The following is a 15,839-nucleotide window of genomic DNA, read 5'->3' on the forward strand; positions in this document are numbered from 1 at the left end:
GATGGAACTGGAGCACAAGTTCTGCCGCTTGTCGCGGGAGGCGACGCTGGCCGAGGGCACGCGCATCGCCGGCTATGCCTCGCTGTTCGGGGCATGCGACCAGGGCGGCGACGTGGTGGCGACGGGCGCCTACGCGGCCTCGCTGAAGCGGCTCGCCGCGGAGGGGAGCGCGGTCAAGATGCTGTGGCAGCACGATCCCGCGCAGCCCATCGGCGTATGGGACGAGGTGCGCGAGGACGGCAGGGGCCTGTTCGTCGCGGGACGCATCCTCGACACGGTCGAGAAGGGCCGCGAGGCGGCGGCGCTGGTGGCGGCGGGGGCGATCGACGGGTTGTCGATCGGGTATCGCACGATCCGCGCCACGAAGAACGACAAGGGCCAGAGGCTCTTGACGGAACTGGACCTCTGGGAGGTGTCGCTGGTCACCTTCCCGATGCTCTCCAGTGCGCGGGTGGCGGCCAAGGGCGACAGCCCCGATGACGGCGCGCTGCTGCAGATGGCGCAGCGCATCGAAGCGGCGCGCCGGGACCTGGCCGGCCTCTGACGCCGTCGGCCAAACGTGGGAACACCGACATGAGCACAGCCGAGACCCGTTCTCGGACCGGAGAAGACGTGTCTCCGGCCACCCGACTGGGCGCCGCGATCGCGGGCCTCGTCGAGGACGTGAAGGCCCTTCGGGGCGATCTCTACGCAAAACTCAAGGATCAGGAAGAGCGAGTGACAATGCTGGATCGAAAGACCGTGGCGGCGCAGCGCCGGCCCGCCCTGGCCGCGATGGCCGATGTCGAGGCGCCGCACCGCAAGGCGTTCGACGCCTACCTGCGCACCGGCGACGACGACGGGCTGCGCGGCATCGTGATCGAGGGCAAGGCGCTCTCCGCGGCGATCAACTCCGATGGCGGATACCTCGTCGATCCGGTGACGTCCGAAACCATCCGGTCGGTCCTGTCGGCGACGGCGTCGATCCGGGCCGTGGCGAACGTGGTGAACGTCGAGGCGACGTCGTTCGACGTGCTGGTCGACCGCAACGACACGGGCGCGGGATGGGCCACCGAGGTCGCACCGACGACCGAGACCACGACGCCTACCATCGACCGCATCTCGATCCCGCTCTTCGAGCTGAACGCGATGCCCAAGGCGTCGCAGCGGCTGCTCGACGACAGCGCCTTCGACATCGAGGGGTGGCTTGCCGGGCGCATCGCCGACAAGTTCGCGCGCGCCGAGGCGGCGGCCTTCATCTCGGGCGACGGCGTGGACAAGCCGAGGGGCTTCCTGAACCACACCAAGGTCGCGAACGGCGCCTGGGCGTGGGACCGGCTTGGTTTCATCGCAACCGGGGTGGCGGACAACCTCGGATCGGGCGACGCGATCATCGATCTCGTCTACGCGCTGGGCGCGCCCTATCGCGCCAACGCGACCTTCGTGATGAACTCGAAGACCGCCGGCGCGGTGCGCAAGCTCAAGGACGCGGACGGCCGGCACCTGTGGTCGGACGGGTTCGCGGCGGCGGAGCCCGCCCGGCTGCTGGGCTACCCGGTGCTGATCGCGGAGGACATGCCGGATCTCGGGGCGAACGCCTTTCCGATCGCGTTCGGCGATTTCGCGCAGGGCTACACCATCGCCGAGCGTCCCGACCTGCGGGTGCTGCGCGACCCGTTCAGCGCCAAGCCGCACGTCCTGTTCTACGCGACGAAGCGCGTGGGCGGCGACGTGTCGGATTTCGCGGCGATCAAGCTGCTGCGCTGCGCGGTGTCCTGACCGGGCAAGACGCATGCGGCCGGCCCGATCGCGGCCGGCCGCCGACGGGCCCTGCCGATGCAGGACGCGGGCCCCGCGGGGCGCGGCGGCGCACAGGAGTGACGAGACGATGATGCTGATCGAAGAGACCGCGATTGCCGAGGACAGCCTGCCTCTCGAGGCGCTGAAGCGGCACCTGCGCCTGGGCACGGGGTTCGCCGTGGACGGGATCGAGGACCCGGTCCTCGCGTCCTTCCTGCGCGCCGCCCTCGCCGCCGCCGAGGCGCGCACGGGCAAGACGATCCTGTCGCGGGGCTTCGTGCTCACGCTCGGGGACTGGACCGATCCGGAGGGGCAGCCGCTTGGCACCGCGCCGGTGCGGGCGATCACGCAGGTGACGCTGATCGACCGGTTCGGGACGGCAGACTTGGTGGCGGCGGAACGCTACCGGCTGGAACGTGACAGCCAGCTGCCACGGCTGCGGCCGACGGCGTCGCTGCTGCCGTCGGTGCCGACCGGCGGCGCCGTCGAGATCCGCTTCGTCGCGGGTTACGCCGACCATTTCGAGGACGTGCCGGCCGATCTCGCGCAGGCGGTCCTGCTGCTGGCCGCGCACTACTACGAATACCGCGACGAGACCGCGCTCGGGCAGGGCTGCATGCCGTTCGGCGTGACGAGCCTCCTGGCGCGCTACCGGGTCGCCCGCATCGGGTTCGCGTCATGATCGCGCCGCGTCTGTCGCATGCGCTCGTCCTGCAGGACCCGCGGCAGGTGCAGGACGGGGCGGGTGGGTTCGTCCAGACCTGGGTGCCGCTCGGCACGCTCTGGGCCGAGGTCGAGGCGCGGTCGGGGCGCGAGTCCGAAGGGGCCGCAGGGCCGGTGTCCGTCGGCGCCTTCCGCATCACCGTGCGCGCGGCGCCCGAGGGCAGCGACGCCCGGCCGCGTGCCGGCCAGCGGTTCGCGCTGGGCGCTCGCCGGTTCCGGATCACCGCGGTCACGACCCGCGACCGCGCCGGGCACTTCCTCCTGTGCCACGCGGAAGAGGAGCGCGCGTCATGAGCTACGGCGTCTCCGGCGCGCTGCAGGCGGCGATCTACCGGCGCCTGAACGAGGACGGGACGGTCGCGGCAACCGTGGGCGCCCATGTCTACGACGCGGTGCCGGCCGGTCCTCTGCCGGGCCTCTTCATCGCCCTCGGTGCGGAGCGGGTGCGCGATGCCTCGGACCAGAGCGGGGCCGGGGCGTGGCACGATTTCGAAGTGAGCATCGTGACCGACGGCGCGGGGTTCCAGGCGGCCAAGCGCGCGGCCGCGGCCGCAAGCGACGCGCTGTGCGCCGCGGATCTCGCGCTGACACGCGGGCGCCTCGTCAGCCTCCGGTTCCTGCGGGCGAAGGCGGCGCGCGACCGCGACGGGCGGCGGCGCATCGACATGACCTTCCGGGCGCGGGTCGAGGACGACCCGTACGCCGGCTCACCTCAGACCACGGAGTGACGACGATGGGTGCGCAGAACGGCAAGGACCTTCTGATCAAGGTCGACCTGACCGGAGACGGCCAGTTCCAGACGATGGCGGGGCTGCGCGCGACGCGCATCAGCTTCAACGCCGAGACGGTGGACGTGACCACGCTCGAAAGCGCGGGCGGATGGCGCGAGCTTCTGGGCGGGGCCGGCGTGCGCTCCGCGGCGATCTCGGGGACGGGCGTGTTCAAGGACGACGCCACCGACGAGCGTGCGCGGCAGATTTTCTTCGATGGCGAGACCCCGGCTTTCCAGGTGGTGATCCCGGGATTTGGAACGGTCCAGGGACCGTTCCAGGTCACCGGGATCGAATATGCGGGCAGCCATGACGGCGAGGCAACCTACGAGCTGTCGCTGGCCTCGGCGGGTGCGCTCGGTTTCGTGGCGATGGTGGCGTGAGCCATGGGAAATCCGTGGCGGGGAGAGGTGTCGCTGGTGGTCGATGGCGAGCGGCGCACCATGCGCCTGACGCTCGGCGCGCTGGCCGAACTTGAGGACACGCTGGGTTCCGACAGCCTCGTGGCGATGGCGGAACGGTTCGAAAGCGGGCGCTTCGGCACGCGCGACGTGCTGGCAGTGATCGTCGCGGGGCTGCGCGGCGGGGGCTGGGACTGCACTGCGCCCGACCTGATCGCGGCCGAGATCGAGGGCGGGCCGGTTGCGGCGGCACGTGCGGCGGCCGCGGTGCTGGCGCGAGCCTTCATCCCGCCGGGCGCGGAGGGCTGAGGCGATGACCTTCGACTGGCCGACCCTGATGCGGGCGGGAATGCGCGGCCTCGGCCTGCCGCCGGCGGTGTTCTGGGACCTGACGCCGACGGAACTGGCGGTGCTGCTGGGCGCATGCGGCGCCGGCCAGCCCATGGGACGGGCGCGGCTTGCCGAACTGATGTCGGCGTTCCCGGACGCGGCGGTGCCTTCCGCTCCCGGGGACCTGGGCGAGGATGAGACGAGGAGCGGAAGATGACGGATCTCGAGACGCTGTCCGAGGAGATCGACGCGCTGGAGACGACCTTTGCCGGTGCGGCCGGCATGGCGCAGGGCTTCAACGTCGAGATGCAGCGCATCCGCGACGGGTTCGAGACCTCAAGCGCCGGGGCGCGGCGCTTCGAGGTGTCGCTGAGCCGGGGACTGGCCCGCGCCATCGACGACGTGGTGCTCGACGGCAAGACGCTGTCGGACGCGCTCCACACCGTCGCGCAGTCCATGATCGATGCGACCTGGCGCGCGGCGGTGCGCCCCGTGGCGGGGCATTTCGGCGGCATGCTGACGCAGGGCATCCAGTCCCTGTTCGGCCAATTCGCGCCATTCGCAAACGGCGGCACCTTCGTGCAGGGACGGGTGATGCCGTTTGCGAGCGGCGGCATCGTCTCGCGGCCCACGACCTTTCCAATGCGGGGCGGGACCGGCCTGATGGGCGAGGCCGGACCGGAGGCGATCATGCCGCTGGCGCGCGGGGCCGACGGGCGGCTCGGGGTCCGGGCACAGGGTGGCGGCACGCCGGTACAGGTGACGATGAACGTGTCCACGCCCGACCTTGGATCGTTCCAGCGCAGCCAGAGCCAGATCGCCGCGCAGATGGGCCGGGCGCTGGCCCGAGGCCAGCGCAACCGCTGAGGGATCATCATGGCGTTTCACGAAGTGAGGTTTCCCGCCCGGCTGAGTTTCGGCTCGGTCGGCGGTCCCGAGCGGCGGACCGACGTGGTCGCGCTGGCGAGCGGGCACGAGGAGCGCAACGCGCTCTGGGCCCATTCGCGGCGGCGGTTCGACGCGGGCGTGGGGCTGCGGTCGCTCGACGACATGGAGGCGCTCGTCGCCTTCTTCGAGGCGCGGCGGGGGCAGTTGCACGGGTTCCGGTGGAAGGACTGGTCGGACTACAAGTCGTGCCTGCCCTCGCGCGACCCGGATTTCCGCGACCAGCTGCTGGCCTACGGCGACGGGGCGACCGGAACGTTCCAGCTGTGCAAGTGGTACCGATCGGGTGAGTACGCCTATTCCCGTCCGATCGCGAAACCCGTGGCCGGGACGGTCCGGGCGGGCGTGGGCGACACCGAGCAGCGCGAGGGCGTCGATTACGAGGTCGACACCACCTGCGGGCGGATCAGCTTCGTCGTTGCGCCGCCGACCGGCGTCGACGTGCGGGCGGGGTTCGAGTTCGACGTGCCGGTGCGGTTCGACACCGACCGGATCCACACCAGCGTCGCGAGCTTTCGCGCCGGCGAGGCGCCGTCGGTTCCGGTGGTGGAGCTCCGGGTCTGATGGCGCGGCGCGAGGAGGAGACCGCGCTCGACACGCACCTGGCGACCGGGCACACCACGGTCGCGCGCGCCTGGGCGGTGGAGCGGCAGGACGGCGTGCGGCTCGGGTTCACGGACCACGATCGCGATTTTGCCTTCGAGGGCGTGACGTTCCGAGCGGGCACCGGCCTGTCGGCACGGGCGCTACAGCAGGGCACCGGGCTGTCGGTCGACAATTCCGAGGCGATGGGCGCGCTGAGCGATCCGGGCGTCACCGAGAGCGACATCGCGGCGGGGCGCTACGACGACGCGCGGGTGACGGTCTGGCTGGTCAACTGGGCGAACGTTGCGGCACGGCGCGTGCTGTTCCGCGGGCATATCGGCGAGATCCGCCGCGCGGAAGGGGCGTTCCATGCGGAATTGCGGGGCCTTTCCGAGCGGCTGAACCGGCCGCTAGGACGTGTCTACCAGAAATCCTGCACCGCGGTTCTGGGCGACGCGTCCTGCCGCGCCGATCTCGGCGTGCCCGGATATGCCTGGGAGGGCCCGGTCACGGAGGTGGCGTCCGGCCGGCGCTTCGTCCTCGGGCCCATGGGCGGTTTCGATCCCGACTGGTTCGCGCGGGGGGCGCTGAAGATGCTCGGCGGTCCGGCGGAGGGCCTCGGCGGCGCGATCAAGCGCGACCGGATGGCGGGCGATCTGCGCGTGGTGGAGCTCTGGGAGCCCGTGCGCGCCGATATCGTGGCGGGCGATCCGGTCCGGATCGTCGCGGGCTGCGACAAGCGGCTCGAGACCTGCCGGCTCAAGTTTGACAACATCCTGAACTTCCAGGGCTTTCCGGACATCCCCGGAGAGGACTGGCTGATGGTCCATCCGACCGGCGCGAAGGCGCTGGGCGGCGGGAGCCGGCGATGAACCCCGCATCCGGGCGCCCGGACATCGTCGCCGCCGCGCGCGGCTGGATCGGGACGCCCTACCTGCACCAGGGCTCGCTCCGGGGCACGGGCTGCGACTGCCTCGGCCTCGTGCGCGGGGTTTGGCGCGAGATCGTGGGCCCGGAGCCGGAGCGTCCGCCAGCCTACAGCCGCGACTGGTCCGAGCCGCAAGGCGAGGAACGGCTCTGGGCCGCCGCGGTGCGGCACCTCGTGCCGCGTACCGGCGCGAACCTCTGCCCGGGCGACGTTCTGCTCTTCCGCATGCGCGAGGGCGGCGTTGCAAAGCACCTGGGCATCGCCGGCGCGACCGACCGCGGGCCGTCCTTTATCCACGCCTATTCCGGGCACGGCGTGACCGAGAGCGCGCTCACGCGGCCCTGGCGCCGGCGCGTGGTGGCGCGTTTCGCATTTCCGGATCGGAGGGACTGAATGGCGACGCTTCTTCTGGCGACTGCGGGTGCCGCGCTCGGCGCGTCCACCTCGGCGACCGTGGCGGGGCTGTCCATGGCCGTCGTCGGACGCTTTGCCGGCGCGGCCATCGGGCGGGTCATCGACCAGCAGCTCCTCGGCCGCGGTTCCGAGACGGTCGAGACGGGACGGGTCGAAAGGTTCCGCCTGACGGGGGCGAGCGAGGGCGCCCCGGTGGCGCAGGTCTGGGGCCGGGTCCGGCTGGGCGGACAGGTGATCTGGGCAACGGAGTTCCGCGAACATGCGCGCACATCGGGCGGCGGAGGCAAGGGAAGTGCGCCGAGCCAGCCCAAGGTCAGGACCTACAGCTACTCGGTCAGCCTGGCCGTCGCACTCTGCGAGGGCGAGATCACCGGCGTGAACCGCGTCTGGGCCGACGGCGCCGAGATCCCGCTCAAGGACCTCGCGCTGCGTGTCTACGCGGGGCGTGCCGACCAGCTGCCCGACCCGCTGATGGAAGCCGTCGAGGGAGCCGGGCACGTGCCGGCCTATCGTGGCACCGCCTACGTGGTGATCGAGGATCTCGATCTCGGGCGCTTCGGCAACCGGGTGCCGCAGTTCAGCTTCGAGGTCACGCGGCCCGACCTTGCTGCGGACGACGTGCCCGCGCTCCTCCGCGGCGTGGCGCTGCTGCCCGGCACGGGGGAATACGCGCTCGCGAGCACGGCGCAGCACCTCGACCACGGCTTCGGCTCGAGCAAGGTCGTCAACGTCAGCACGCCGGCGGAGGAGCCCGACCTCAACGTGGCGCTGCGCCAGCTCACCGACGAGCTGCCATCCTGCAAGGCGGTGTCCCTCGTGGTCAGCTGGTTCGGCGACGACCTGCGCTGCGGCGACTGCACCATCCGCCCGCGGGTCGAACAGGCAGAGTTCGACGCGGGGCGGATGCCCTGGCGGGTCGCGGGCCTCGACCGGGCGGGGGCGGGCCTCGTGCCGCGGCAGGACGGCGGGGTGGTCTACGGCGGCACGCCCGCGGACGCCTCGGTGCTGCAGGCCATCGCACGCCTGCGGGCCGACGGGTTCCAGGTGATGTACTACCCGTTCATCCTGATGGAGCAGCTGCCCGGCAACGGACGTCCCGATCCGTGGACGGGGGCGGAGGACCAGCCGGCCCTGCCGTGGCGCGGCCGGATCACGGTGTCGACGGCCGCGGGCCGCGACGGCAGTCCGGACCGCACCGCCGCCGCAGCGGCCGAGGTCGCGGCGTTCTTCGGCACCGCGCGCGCCGCCGATTTCACCGTGACAGACGGGTCGGTCAGCTACGGCGGTCCCGACGAGTGGCGGTTCCGGCGCTTCATCCTGCACCAGGCGGCGCTGTGCGCCGCGGCGGGAGGTGTCGACGCCTTCTGCATCGGGTCGGAGCTGCGCGGGCTCACGCAGATCCGCGACGCCGTGGGCTACCCGGCGGTCGCGGCGCTGCGCGATCTGGCCGCTGAGGTGCGCGCGCTCCTCGGCCCCGGCACGCGCATCGGTTATGCTGCGGACTGGTCGGAATATTTCGGCCATCATCCGCAGGACGGCTCGGGCGACGTGATGTTCCATCTCGACCCGCTCTGGGCCGATCCGCAGATCGATTTCGTCGGCATCGACAACTACATGCCGCTGTCGGACTGGCGGGATGGCGACGGCCACGAAGATGCCGCATGGGGATCGGTCCACGACCTCGACTACCTGCGCGCAAATGTGGCGGGCGGCGAGGGCTACGACTGGTACTATGACGGGCCCGAGGCCCGCGCGGCGCAGCGGCGGACCCCCATCGTCGACACCGCCCACGGCGAGCACTGGGTGTACCGCTACAAGGACGTGCTCAACTGGTGGCGCACGCCGCACCATGACCGCCCGGGCGGCGTGCGCTCCGCCACGCCCACCGCGTGGGTGCCGCAGTCGAAACCGATCTGGTTCACGGAGATCGGCTGCCCTGCCGTCGACCGCGGCACGAACCAGCCCAACGTCTTCCTCGACCCGAAGTCGTCGGAAAGTTTCCTGCCCCACTTCTCGGACGGGCGCCGCGACGAGCTGATCCAGCGGCAATACCTGCGGGCCCTGCACCTCCATTGGCAGGACCCCGTCAACAATCCCGTGTCCGAGGTCTACGGCCTGCCGATGGTCGATCTCGCGCGGACCTTCGTCTGGGCCTGGGACGCCCGTCCGTACCCGTGGTTCCCGGCAAGGGCCGAGCTCTGGACCGATGGCGACAACTGGCGGCGCGGGCACTGGATCACCGGGCGCGCCTCGGCGCGGAGCCTCGCGTCGGTCGTCACCGAGATCTGCGCTCGCTCGGGCCTCGCCGAGATCGACACGCGCCGTTTGCACGGTGTGGTGCGTGGTTACGCGGTGCTCGAGGTGGGCGATGCCCGCCGCGCCCTGCAGCCGCTCATGCTGGCCTACGGCTTCGACGCGATCGAGCGCGGCGGCACGCTGGTGTTCCGCATGCGGGACGGGACGGGGGCGGTCGACCTCGATGCCGACGCGCTGGCCGAGGGAGACGACGGCGAGCCTCGTCTCGTCGAGACCCGCAGTGCCGGGGCAGAGACCGCCGGGCGCGTGCGCCTTCGTTTCGTCGAGGCCGACGGTGACCACGACACCGCCGCCGAAGAGACCGTGCTGCCCGAGGACGCGACGCACGCGGTGGCCGACAGCGAGGTCCCGCTCGCGCTCACCCGGGCCGAGGCGCGCCAGATCGTCGAGCGCTGGCTCTCCGAGGCGCGGCTGGCGCGGGACGGGATGCGCTTTGCCCTGCCGCCGTCGCGGCTGGCGCTCGGTGCGGGCGACATCGTGCGGCTTCCGGGGCTTGGCGGCGGCACGCTCGCCCGCATCGACCGGGTCGAACTGACGGACCGCCAGATCGTCGACGCCGTCCGCATCGATCCCGACATCTACCTGCCCGCGCGCTTCGACGAGGCGCCGGCGCGGCTCCGGCCCTTCGTGCCCGCGGTGCCGGTGCTGCCGCTCTTCCTCGACCTGCCGCTCATGCGCGGCGACGAGGTGGAGCACGCACCGCACGTCGCGCTCACCACCGAGCCGTGGCCGGGCAGCGTCGCGATCCACGATTCCGACCGGGACGCGGACTACCAGCTGAACGGCCTGCACGGCGCGCGCGCCATCGTCGGCATCACCGAGACCGATCTGTCCCGCGCGGCCCCGGGGCGGATCGACCGCGGCCCCGCCCTGCAGCTGCGTCTCGTCTCGGGCGCCCTGCAGGCGATCGAGGACGCGGCGTTCCTGTCCGGCGGCAACCTCTTCGCCATCGGTGACGGCACGCCCGGCGGCTGGGAGATCGCGCAGTTTCGCGACGCCGAACCGCTCGGCCCGCTGCGCTGGGCAGTGGCGCACCGCCTGCGCGGGCTCTTCGGCACCGACGCCGTCATGCCGGCCACCTGGCCCGCGGGATCGCTCGTGGTGCGACTCGACGGCACGCCCGAGCAGATCGCGCTGGCCGCCGCGGCGCGCCGGCAGGCGCGGCACTATCGCATCGGACCCGCACGCCGCGACGTGGGGGACCCGGTCTACGTGCATCAGGTCCACGCCTTCGACGGCAACGGCCTGCGCCCCTACCGCCCCGTGCATCTGCGGGCCGACGCCGCGGACGGAGGCCTTGCGGTGCACTGGATCCGGCGCACCCGCATCGACGGCGATGACTGGGACGTGCCCGAGGTCCCCCTCGGCGAGGAGACGGAACGCTACGTGCTGCGCGTGACGCGTGACGCCGAGGTGCTGCGCGAGATGACCCTCGCGGCGCCGCACTGGAGCTACGGTGCCGCCGCGCTCGCCGCGGATCTCGCGGGCGGGCCGGTCACCATCGCGGTCGCGCAGGTCTCGGCGCGCTACGGCCCCGGACCCTTCGCCACGCTCGGGATCGGCGTCCCGGGCTGATCCCGATCCGTGATCGGTCGCGTCACGTCTTTGCGTTTTTGCGTCGCTCTCCTATCTGCTACCTTGCCGCCGTCAAAGGAGAGACGTCATGGCCGAAACACGTGCGAAAGTCGCCGAGCTCGATCCGGTCTGGGGCCGCATCATGCGCGAGGGCGAGGAAGCCGTCGCCGAAGAGCCGCTCCTCGGCGGACTGATCCACCAGTCGGTGCTGCACCATCCGACGATCGAGCGGGCGCTGGCCTATCGCATCTCGCTCAAGCTCGCCTCGGGCGAGATGTCCGAGCAGATCCTGCGCGAGATCTGCGACGAGGCCTACGGTGCAGACCGCGACCTCTCGCTGGCCGCGCGTGCCGACATCGTCGCGATCTACGAACGCGATCCCGCCTGCCATCGATTCCTGCAGCCGCTCCTGTTCTTCAAGGGCTTCCAGGCGGTGCAGTCCTACCGCGTGGCGAACTGGCTCTGGCGCGAGGGGCGTCTCGACATGGCGTATTTCCTGCAGATGCGCTGCTCCGAGGTCTTCGGGGTCGACATCCACCCGGCCGCACGGCTCGGCCGCGGCATCATGATCGACCATGCCCATTCCATAGTGATCGGCGAGACGGCGGTGGTTGGCGACAACGTCTCCATGCTCCACTCGGTGACCCTCGGCGGCACCGGCAAGGAGGAGGAGGACCGCCACCCCAAGATCGGCGACGGCGTGCTGATCGGGGCCGGCGCCAAGGTTCTCGGCAACATCCGCATCGGCAACTGCTCGCGGATCGCCGCGGGCTCCGTCGTGCTGGAGGAGGTGCCGCCCTGCAAGACGGTCGCCGGCGTACCCGCGCGCATCGTGGGCGAGGCGGGCTGCGACCAGCCCTCGGTCAGCATGAACCACCTGCTGCGCGGCGGCACCTGACCGCTCAGCGCGAAAAGAGCGGCGCGGGATGCTCGATCAGGTCCGCGAGGGCCGCGATCAGCGCCGCGCCGTCCGTCGGGGGCAGGGCGGCCGCATCCGCCACCAAAGCGATCCGGAACACGCCCGCCTCGGGCCGCGACACTCCCAAGACGGCCGAGAGCGCACCGGCGGGTGCCGGGTCGAACGCCACGTGGCCCGCAGCAGTCATGTCGCAGAGGCCCAGCGCGCCCCGAGCCCCGGCATCGGGCGCACGGCCCGGATCGACGGTCACCGCCGCTCCGTCCGGCGAGACGCGCCGCGCGGCCTCGGCCAGGATGTCGGTGATCCGGACCTCCCTCACGCGGCCGAACTCCGCCACGAACAGGTCCAGCGTGGCGCTCGCCACCATCCGCGACAGCCGGTAGGACGCGGGCGCCGCCCGCGGCGCGGGCGTGGGCTCGGGCGGGGCTTCCGGAACGGTCGGCGCGGCCGGTGCCGACGCCGCGCGGGGCGCGCCGCCCGGCACGTCATCGGCCAGGATGCGCCCGCCGGGACCGCTGCCGCGCAGGGCCGACAGCTCGACGCCCCGCTCGGCCGCGAGCCGCCGCGCGAGCGGCGAGGCCGCGATCCGCGGCGCTGTCACGGGGACGCCGCTCACCGGTTGCAGACCCGGCGCGCCGCCGCGACCACGTCCCCGGAAGTGACCAGCGCCGCTTGCTCCAGCGTCTCGGCATAGGGCATCGGCAGGTCGCGCCCGGTGACCGACAGGACCGGCGCGTCGAGCCAGTCGAAGGCCCCGCGCATCACCTCCGCCGCGATGTGGTCGCCGACCGCGCCCACCGGCCAGCCGTCCTCGACCGTCACGCAGCGGCTCGTGCGCTTCACGCTTTCGATCACCGTGCCGGTGTCAAGAGGTCGCAGGCTCCGCAGGTCGATCACCTCGGCCGACAGGCCCTCCTCGGCGAGCGTGTCTGCGGCGGCGAGCGCGTGCGCCATGCCCGCTCCGAAGCTCACGATCGTCACGTCCGTGCCCTCGCGCCAGACCCGCGCCCGGCCGAGCGGCACCACGTGGTCCTCGCCCAGGTCCGGCACCTCGAAGGCGCGACCGTAGAGCGCCTCGCTCTCGAGGAAAACGACCGGGTTCGGATCGCGGATCGCCGCCTTGAGCAGTCCCTTGGCGTCGGATGCGGCGAAGGGGGCCACGACCTTGAGCCCCGGCACCTGCGCGAACCACGACGCGAAACACTGTGCGTGCTGCGCCCCGACCCGGCCGCCCATGCCCTGCGGTCCGCGCAGGACCAGCGGGCAGGTGACGGCACCGCCCGACATGTAATGCGTCTTGGCGGCGGAATTCACGATCTGGTCCATCGCCTGCATGGCAAAGGCGAAGGACATGTATTCCACCACCGGCCGCAGCCCGGCAAAGGCGGCGCCGACCGCGATCCCGGTAAAGGCGTGCTCGGTGATGGGCGCGTCCATCACGCGGCGCGCGCCGAACTCGTCGAAAAGACCCTGGGTGATCTTGTAGGCGCCCTGGTATTCCGCGACCTCCTCGCCGATCAGGACCACGTCGTCGTCGCGGCGCATCTCCTCCGCTAGGGCGTCGCGCAGAGCCTCGCGCACCGTCAGCGTGCCCCGCGGCAGATCCGCGTCCCAGCCCGGCTCGCGCAGCGTCCCCGAGCGCGCGCCGCGTGCCGCCGGGCGCGGCGCGGGCGGGGGCGCGGCGGGCGGCGTCTCCGGCAGCGCGATCTCCGTGCCGTCCTCCGCCGCGCTCAGGAGCACCGCGATGGGCGTGTTGACCTTCACCGCCTCCGCCCCCTCGGGCACGAGGATCGGCCCGAGCCGCCCCGGCGCCACCGCCTCGAACTCGAGCGTCGCCTTGTCGGTCTCGATCTCGGCGATGACGTCGCCCGCGTCGACCCGGTCGCCCTCCTTGACGTACCAGCGCGCAAGCCGCCCTTCCTCCATCGTGGGGGACAGGGCCGGCATCAGGATCTCGGTCGGCATCGGGGCTCAGGCCTCCGCGTAGACGTGCTGCGACAGCGTCGCGGGATCGGGTTCGGCCGCGGCGCGGGCGGTCTCGGCGGCGGCGCTCACGATCTCCTTGATCTCGCGGTCGACCGCCTTGAGGTCGTCCTCGGATGCCAGGTCCTCGGCCAGGATCTGGCGCCTGAGCGACGTGATCGGATCGCGGTCCTCGCGCTGGCGCGGCGTCTCGGCGGCGCGGCGGTACTTGGCCGGGTCCGCCATGGAATGGCCGCGATAGCGGTGCGTCTTGACCTCGAGCAGGTAGGGGCCCTTGCCCGCGCGCACGTGCAGGACCGCGTCCTCGCCGGCCGCCCGCACCGCGCGCACGTCCATGCCGTCGACCGCCTGCACCGGGATCCCGTGCGCCCGCGCGCGCTCCAGCAGCGCCGGGGCCCGACCGCGCACCGGCGCGCCGGCGAACTGGGCATTGTTCTCGATCACGAAGAGCACCGGCAATTGCCAGTTCCGCGCCATGGCGTACGTTTCGGCCACCTGGCCCTGGTCGGCCGCGCCATCGCCGAAATAGCAGAACGCGATGTTGTTGGTGCCGCGATGCTTCTCGGCCAGCGCGAGGCCGGCACCGATCGGCACCTGCGCGCCGACGATGCCGTGCCCGCCCCAGAACCGGTGCGCGGGGCTGAACATGTGCATGGACCCGCCGCGTCCGCGGTTGACCCCGCTCTCGCGCCCGAGCAGCTCGGACATCACCGCCTCGGGCGACACGCCCGCGGCCAGCGCGTGGCCGTGGCAGCGGTACGACGTCACGCGGTGGTCGCCCGGATGCGCGCAGGCCTCGAGGCCGGTCACCACCGCCTCCTGCCCGATGTAGAGGTGGCAGAACCCGCCGATCAGGCCCATGCCGTATAGCTGTCCGGTCTTCTCCTCGAAGCGCCGGATGAGCAGCATCGCGCGGTAGAGCGCCAGCGTCTCCTCGACCGGATCGCCCATCGCGCCCGCGCCCTCTGCCGCCATCGCCGCGCCCTCCCATCGACCGATTGCCGTGCCGTGATCGTTGCCGCCAACCTAGGCGTCACGCAATATTCTTTCAAGCGGGATACGTGGTCGCGGGGCGGTCCCGAAGGTATCGCGGCGCCCCGCTGGATCGGGACGGCGCGGGCCTGTAAGGCTGCGGCGCGCAGGGCAGGGACGGGAGACCGGGATGATCCGCGGATACGCACTCGAGAACGGCGCGCTGGTCGCGTTGCCGCGCGCCGGGGCCGGCGCCGTCTGGCTCGACCTCGCGCAGCCGGGCGAGGACGAGCGCGCGCTGGCCGAAGACCTCGCCGGCCTGCCCCTGCCGCGTGCCGAGGAGATGGAGGAGATCGAGATCTCCTCGCGCCTCTATGCCCGGGGCGAGACCGCGGTGATGACCGCGATCCTGCCCGCCCGGACCGAGGACGCGCAGCCGGTGATGGCGCCCGTGAGCTTCGTGCTCACGCCGGACCGGCTGGTCACGGTGCGCCACCACGCGCCCCGCGCCTTCGAGACCTTTCCCGACCGCGCGACGCGCGGCGACATGGCCTTCGACGGGGCGGGCGATGTCACAGTGTCGCTGCTCGAGGCGGTGGTCGACCGGCTGGCCGACATCCTCGAACGCCTCGGCGGCGAGATCGACACGATCTCGCGCGGCGTCTTCAGCTCCGAGGCGACCGTCAGCCGCGATTTCCAGGACGTGCTCGAACGCATCGGCCGCAAGGGCGAGCTCGCCTCGAACATCCGCGACAGCCTCGTGACACTCGACCGCCTCGCCCGCTTCCTCGGTCAGGTGCTGGCGCGCCGCTCCGCGGGCAAGGACCTGCGCGAGCGGACCAAGACGCTGTCCCGAGACATCCGCTCGCTCCTCGACCACGCGGGCTTCCTGTCGCAGAAGATCACGTTCCTGCTCGACGCGACGCTCGGCATGATCTCGATCGAGCAGAACGCGATCATCAAGATCTTCTCGGTCGCCGCCGTCATGTTCCTGCCGCCGACGCTCATCGCCTCGATCTACGGCATGAACTTCCAACACATGCCGGAGCTCGGACTGCCGTTCGGATACCCGATGGCGCTGGGCGCGATGGTGGTCTCGGCGATCCTGCCCTACCTCTATTTCCGCCGGCGCGGCTGGCTCTGACGGGCGCGGGGCCATACCGCGGCCATACCGGACCCATACGCCTGCCGACGGTCTG

18 protein-coding genes are annotated in these 15,839 nt (G+C 72.0%); 15 read left to right on the top strand and 3 right to left on the bottom strand.

The features are described 5' to 3' along the window. Position 1 precedes the first annotated feature (1 nt). The 14 genes from RISW2_RS14065 (at position 2) to cysE (ending at position 11,664) form a co-directional block, all read left to right on the top strand. Positions 2-544 (top strand): HK97 family phage prohead protease, encoded by a 543-nt coding sequence (locus tag RISW2_RS14065; RefSeq protein ID WP_043772382.1) that lies wholly within the window; start codon positions 2-4, stop codon positions 542-544. Positions 545-573: 29 nt separating this feature from the next. Next, positions 574-1,758: a phage major capsid protein gene (locus RISW2_RS14070; protein ID WP_043772294.1), complete on the top strand. Its 1,185-nt coding sequence runs from the start codon at positions 574-576 to the stop codon at positions 1,756-1,758. Between the two features lie 109 nt (positions 1,759-1,867). Further along, positions 1,868-2,461 (top strand): head-tail connector protein, encoded by a 594-nt coding sequence (locus tag RISW2_RS14075; RefSeq protein ID WP_084615400.1) that lies wholly within the window; start codon positions 1,868-1,870, stop codon positions 2,459-2,461. Further along, the gene (locus tag RISW2_RS14080; RefSeq protein ID WP_211238705.1) at positions 2,458-2,796 is read left to right on the top strand and encodes a phage head closure protein; all 339 of its coding nucleotides are present in this window, start codon (positions 2,458-2,460) and stop codon (positions 2,794-2,796) included. The genes RISW2_RS14075 and RISW2_RS14080 overlap by 4 nt, the downstream gene beginning before the upstream one ends. Then, on the top strand, positions 2,793-3,230 hold the full coding sequence (locus RISW2_RS14085; RefSeq protein ID WP_043772296.1) for a DUF3168 domain-containing protein: 438 nt from the start codon (positions 2,793-2,795) through the stop codon (positions 3,228-3,230). Before RISW2_RS14080 ends, RISW2_RS14085 begins: the two co-directional genes overlap by 4 nt. A 5-nt stretch (positions 3,231-3,235) precedes the next feature. Further along, positions 3,236-3,655 carry a phage major tail protein, TP901-1 family gene (locus RISW2_RS14090; RefSeq protein WP_043772297.1) on the top strand — a complete coding sequence of 140 codons (420 nt, stop codon included), beginning with the start codon at positions 3,236-3,238 and terminating at the stop codon, positions 3,653-3,655. A gap of 3 nt (positions 3,656-3,658) precedes the next feature. Next, entirely contained in the window at positions 3,659-3,982 is a 324-nt protein-coding gene (locus tag RISW2_RS14095) for a gene transfer agent family protein (protein ID WP_043772299.1), read from the top strand. Positions 3,983-3,986: 4 nt separating this feature from the next. Next, the gene (locus RISW2_RS14100) at positions 3,987-4,220 is read left to right on the top strand and encodes a rcc01693 family protein (protein ID WP_043772301.1); all 234 of its coding nucleotides are present in this window, start codon (positions 3,987-3,989) and stop codon (positions 4,218-4,220) included. Next, positions 4,217-4,870, top strand: a complete 654-nt coding sequence (locus RISW2_RS14105) for a phage tail tape measure protein (protein ID WP_043772302.1) — start codon at positions 4,217-4,219, stop codon at positions 4,868-4,870. Before RISW2_RS14100 ends, RISW2_RS14105 begins: the two co-directional genes overlap by 4 nt. A gap of 9 nt (positions 4,871-4,879) precedes the next feature. Continuing rightward, entirely contained in the window at positions 4,880-5,512 is a 633-nt protein-coding gene (locus tag RISW2_RS14110; protein ID WP_043772304.1) for a DUF2460 domain-containing protein, read from the top strand. Further along, positions 5,512-6,405: a DUF2163 domain-containing protein gene (locus RISW2_RS14115; RefSeq protein ID WP_043772306.1), complete on the top strand. Its 894-nt coding sequence runs from the start codon at positions 5,512-5,514 to the stop codon at positions 6,403-6,405. The genes RISW2_RS14110 and RISW2_RS14115 overlap by 1 nt, the downstream gene beginning before the upstream one ends. Beyond that, positions 6,402-6,854 (top strand): NlpC/P60 family protein, encoded by a 453-nt coding sequence (locus RISW2_RS14120; RefSeq protein WP_043772309.1) that lies wholly within the window; start codon positions 6,402-6,404, stop codon positions 6,852-6,854. Before RISW2_RS14115 ends, RISW2_RS14120 begins: the two co-directional genes overlap by 4 nt. Then, positions 6,855-10,766 carry a baseplate multidomain protein megatron gene (locus RISW2_RS14125; protein WP_043772310.1) on the top strand — a complete coding sequence of 1,304 codons (3,912 nt, stop codon included), beginning with the start codon at positions 6,855-6,857 and terminating at the stop codon, positions 10,764-10,766. It abuts the gene before it with no gap. Positions 10,767-10,854: 88 nt separating this feature from the next. Next, the gene (cysE, locus tag RISW2_RS14130; protein ID WP_043772312.1) at positions 10,855-11,664 is read left to right on the top strand and encodes a serine O-acetyltransferase; all 810 of its coding nucleotides are present in this window, start codon (positions 10,855-10,857) and stop codon (positions 11,662-11,664) included. 4 nt (positions 11,665-11,668) lie between these two features. Here cysE and RISW2_RS25895 read toward each other — a convergent pair whose 3' ends face one another. The 3 genes from RISW2_RS25895 to pdhA are packed head-to-tail and all read right to left on the bottom strand — an operon-like array spanning position 11,669 to position 14,643. After that, positions 11,669-12,286, bottom strand: coding sequence for an E3 binding domain-containing protein (locus RISW2_RS25895; RefSeq protein ID WP_341872015.1), 618 nt, complete (start codon positions 12,284-12,286; stop codon positions 11,669-11,671). 11 nt (positions 12,287-12,297) lie between these two features. After that, entirely contained in the window at positions 12,298-13,650 is a 1,353-nt protein-coding gene (locus RISW2_RS14140) for a pyruvate dehydrogenase complex E1 component subunit beta (RefSeq protein WP_043772316.1), read from the bottom strand. Positions 13,651-13,656: 6 nt separating this feature from the next. Continuing rightward, a complete protein-coding gene (pdhA, locus tag RISW2_RS14145) occupies positions 13,657-14,643 on the bottom strand; it encodes a pyruvate dehydrogenase (acetyl-transferring) E1 component subunit alpha (RefSeq protein WP_043772319.1) in 987 nt (328 codons plus the stop codon). 187 nt (positions 14,644-14,830) lie between these two features. Between pdhA and RISW2_RS14150 the strand changes: the two genes are divergently transcribed. Then, complete coding sequence (locus RISW2_RS14150) at positions 14,831-15,784, top strand: magnesium transporter CorA family protein (protein WP_043772321.1); 954 nt, start codon at positions 14,831-14,833, stop codon at positions 15,782-15,784. The last annotated feature ends 55 nt before the right edge of the window (positions 15,785-15,839 follow it).

The organism is Roseivivax isoporae LMG 25204, from assembly GCF_000521865.1.
GTDB classification, from domain to species: Bacteria; Pseudomonadota; Alphaproteobacteria; order Rhodobacterales; family Rhodobacteraceae; genus Roseivivax; species Roseivivax isoporae.

Excerpts from the sequence above, each read along its gene's own strand:
- RISW2_RS14115 (WP_043772306.1), top strand. The coding sequence starts at position 5,512 with ATGGCGCGGCGCGAGGAGGAGACCGCGCTCGACACGCACCTGGCGACC.
- RISW2_RS14075 (WP_084615400.1), top strand. The coding sequence starts at position 1,868 with ATGATGCTGATCGAAGAGACCGCGATTGCCGAGGACAGCCTGCCTCTC.
- cysE (WP_043772312.1), top strand. The coding sequence starts at position 10,855 with ATGGCCGAAACACGTGCGAAAGTCGCCGAGCTCGATCCGGTCTGGGGC.
- RISW2_RS14140 (WP_043772316.1), bottom strand. The coding sequence starts at position 13,650 with ATGCCGACCGAGATCCTGATGCCGGCCCTGTCCCCCACGATGGAGGAA.
- RISW2_RS14100 (WP_043772301.1), top strand. The coding sequence starts at position 3,987 with ATGACCTTCGACTGGCCGACCCTGATGCGGGCGGGAATGCGCGGCCTC.
- RISW2_RS14070 (WP_043772294.1), top strand. The coding sequence starts at position 574 with ATGAGCACAGCCGAGACCCGTTCTCGGACCGGAGAAGACGTGTCTCCG.
- RISW2_RS14095 (WP_043772299.1), top strand. The coding sequence starts at position 3,659 with ATGGGAAATCCGTGGCGGGGAGAGGTGTCGCTGGTGGTCGATGGCGAG.
- RISW2_RS14150 (WP_043772321.1), top strand. The coding sequence starts at position 14,831 with ATGATCCGCGGATACGCACTCGAGAACGGCGCGCTGGTCGCGTTGCCG.
- RISW2_RS14080 (WP_211238705.1), top strand. The coding sequence starts at position 2,458 with ATGATCGCGCCGCGTCTGTCGCATGCGCTCGTCCTGCAGGACCCGCGG.
- RISW2_RS14065 (WP_043772382.1), top strand. The coding sequence starts at position 2 with ATGGAACTGGAGCACAAGTTCTGCCGCTTGTCGCGGGAGGCGACGCTG.
- RISW2_RS14125 (WP_043772310.1), top strand. The coding sequence starts at position 6,855 with ATGGCGACGCTTCTTCTGGCGACTGCGGGTGCCGCGCTCGGCGCGTCC.
- RISW2_RS14090 (WP_043772297.1), top strand. The coding sequence starts at position 3,236 with ATGGGTGCGCAGAACGGCAAGGACCTTCTGATCAAGGTCGACCTGACC.
- RISW2_RS14105 (WP_043772302.1), top strand. The coding sequence starts at position 4,217 with ATGACGGATCTCGAGACGCTGTCCGAGGAGATCGACGCGCTGGAGACG.
- pdhA (WP_043772319.1), bottom strand. The coding sequence starts at position 14,643 with ATGGCGGCAGAGGGCGCGGGCGCGATGGGCGATCCGGTCGAGGAGACG.
- RISW2_RS14120 (WP_043772309.1), top strand. The coding sequence starts at position 6,402 with ATGAACCCCGCATCCGGGCGCCCGGACATCGTCGCCGCCGCGCGCGGC.
- RISW2_RS14110 (WP_043772304.1), top strand. The coding sequence starts at position 4,880 with ATGGCGTTTCACGAAGTGAGGTTTCCCGCCCGGCTGAGTTTCGGCTCG.
- RISW2_RS14085 (WP_043772296.1), top strand. The coding sequence starts at position 2,793 with ATGAGCTACGGCGTCTCCGGCGCGCTGCAGGCGGCGATCTACCGGCGC.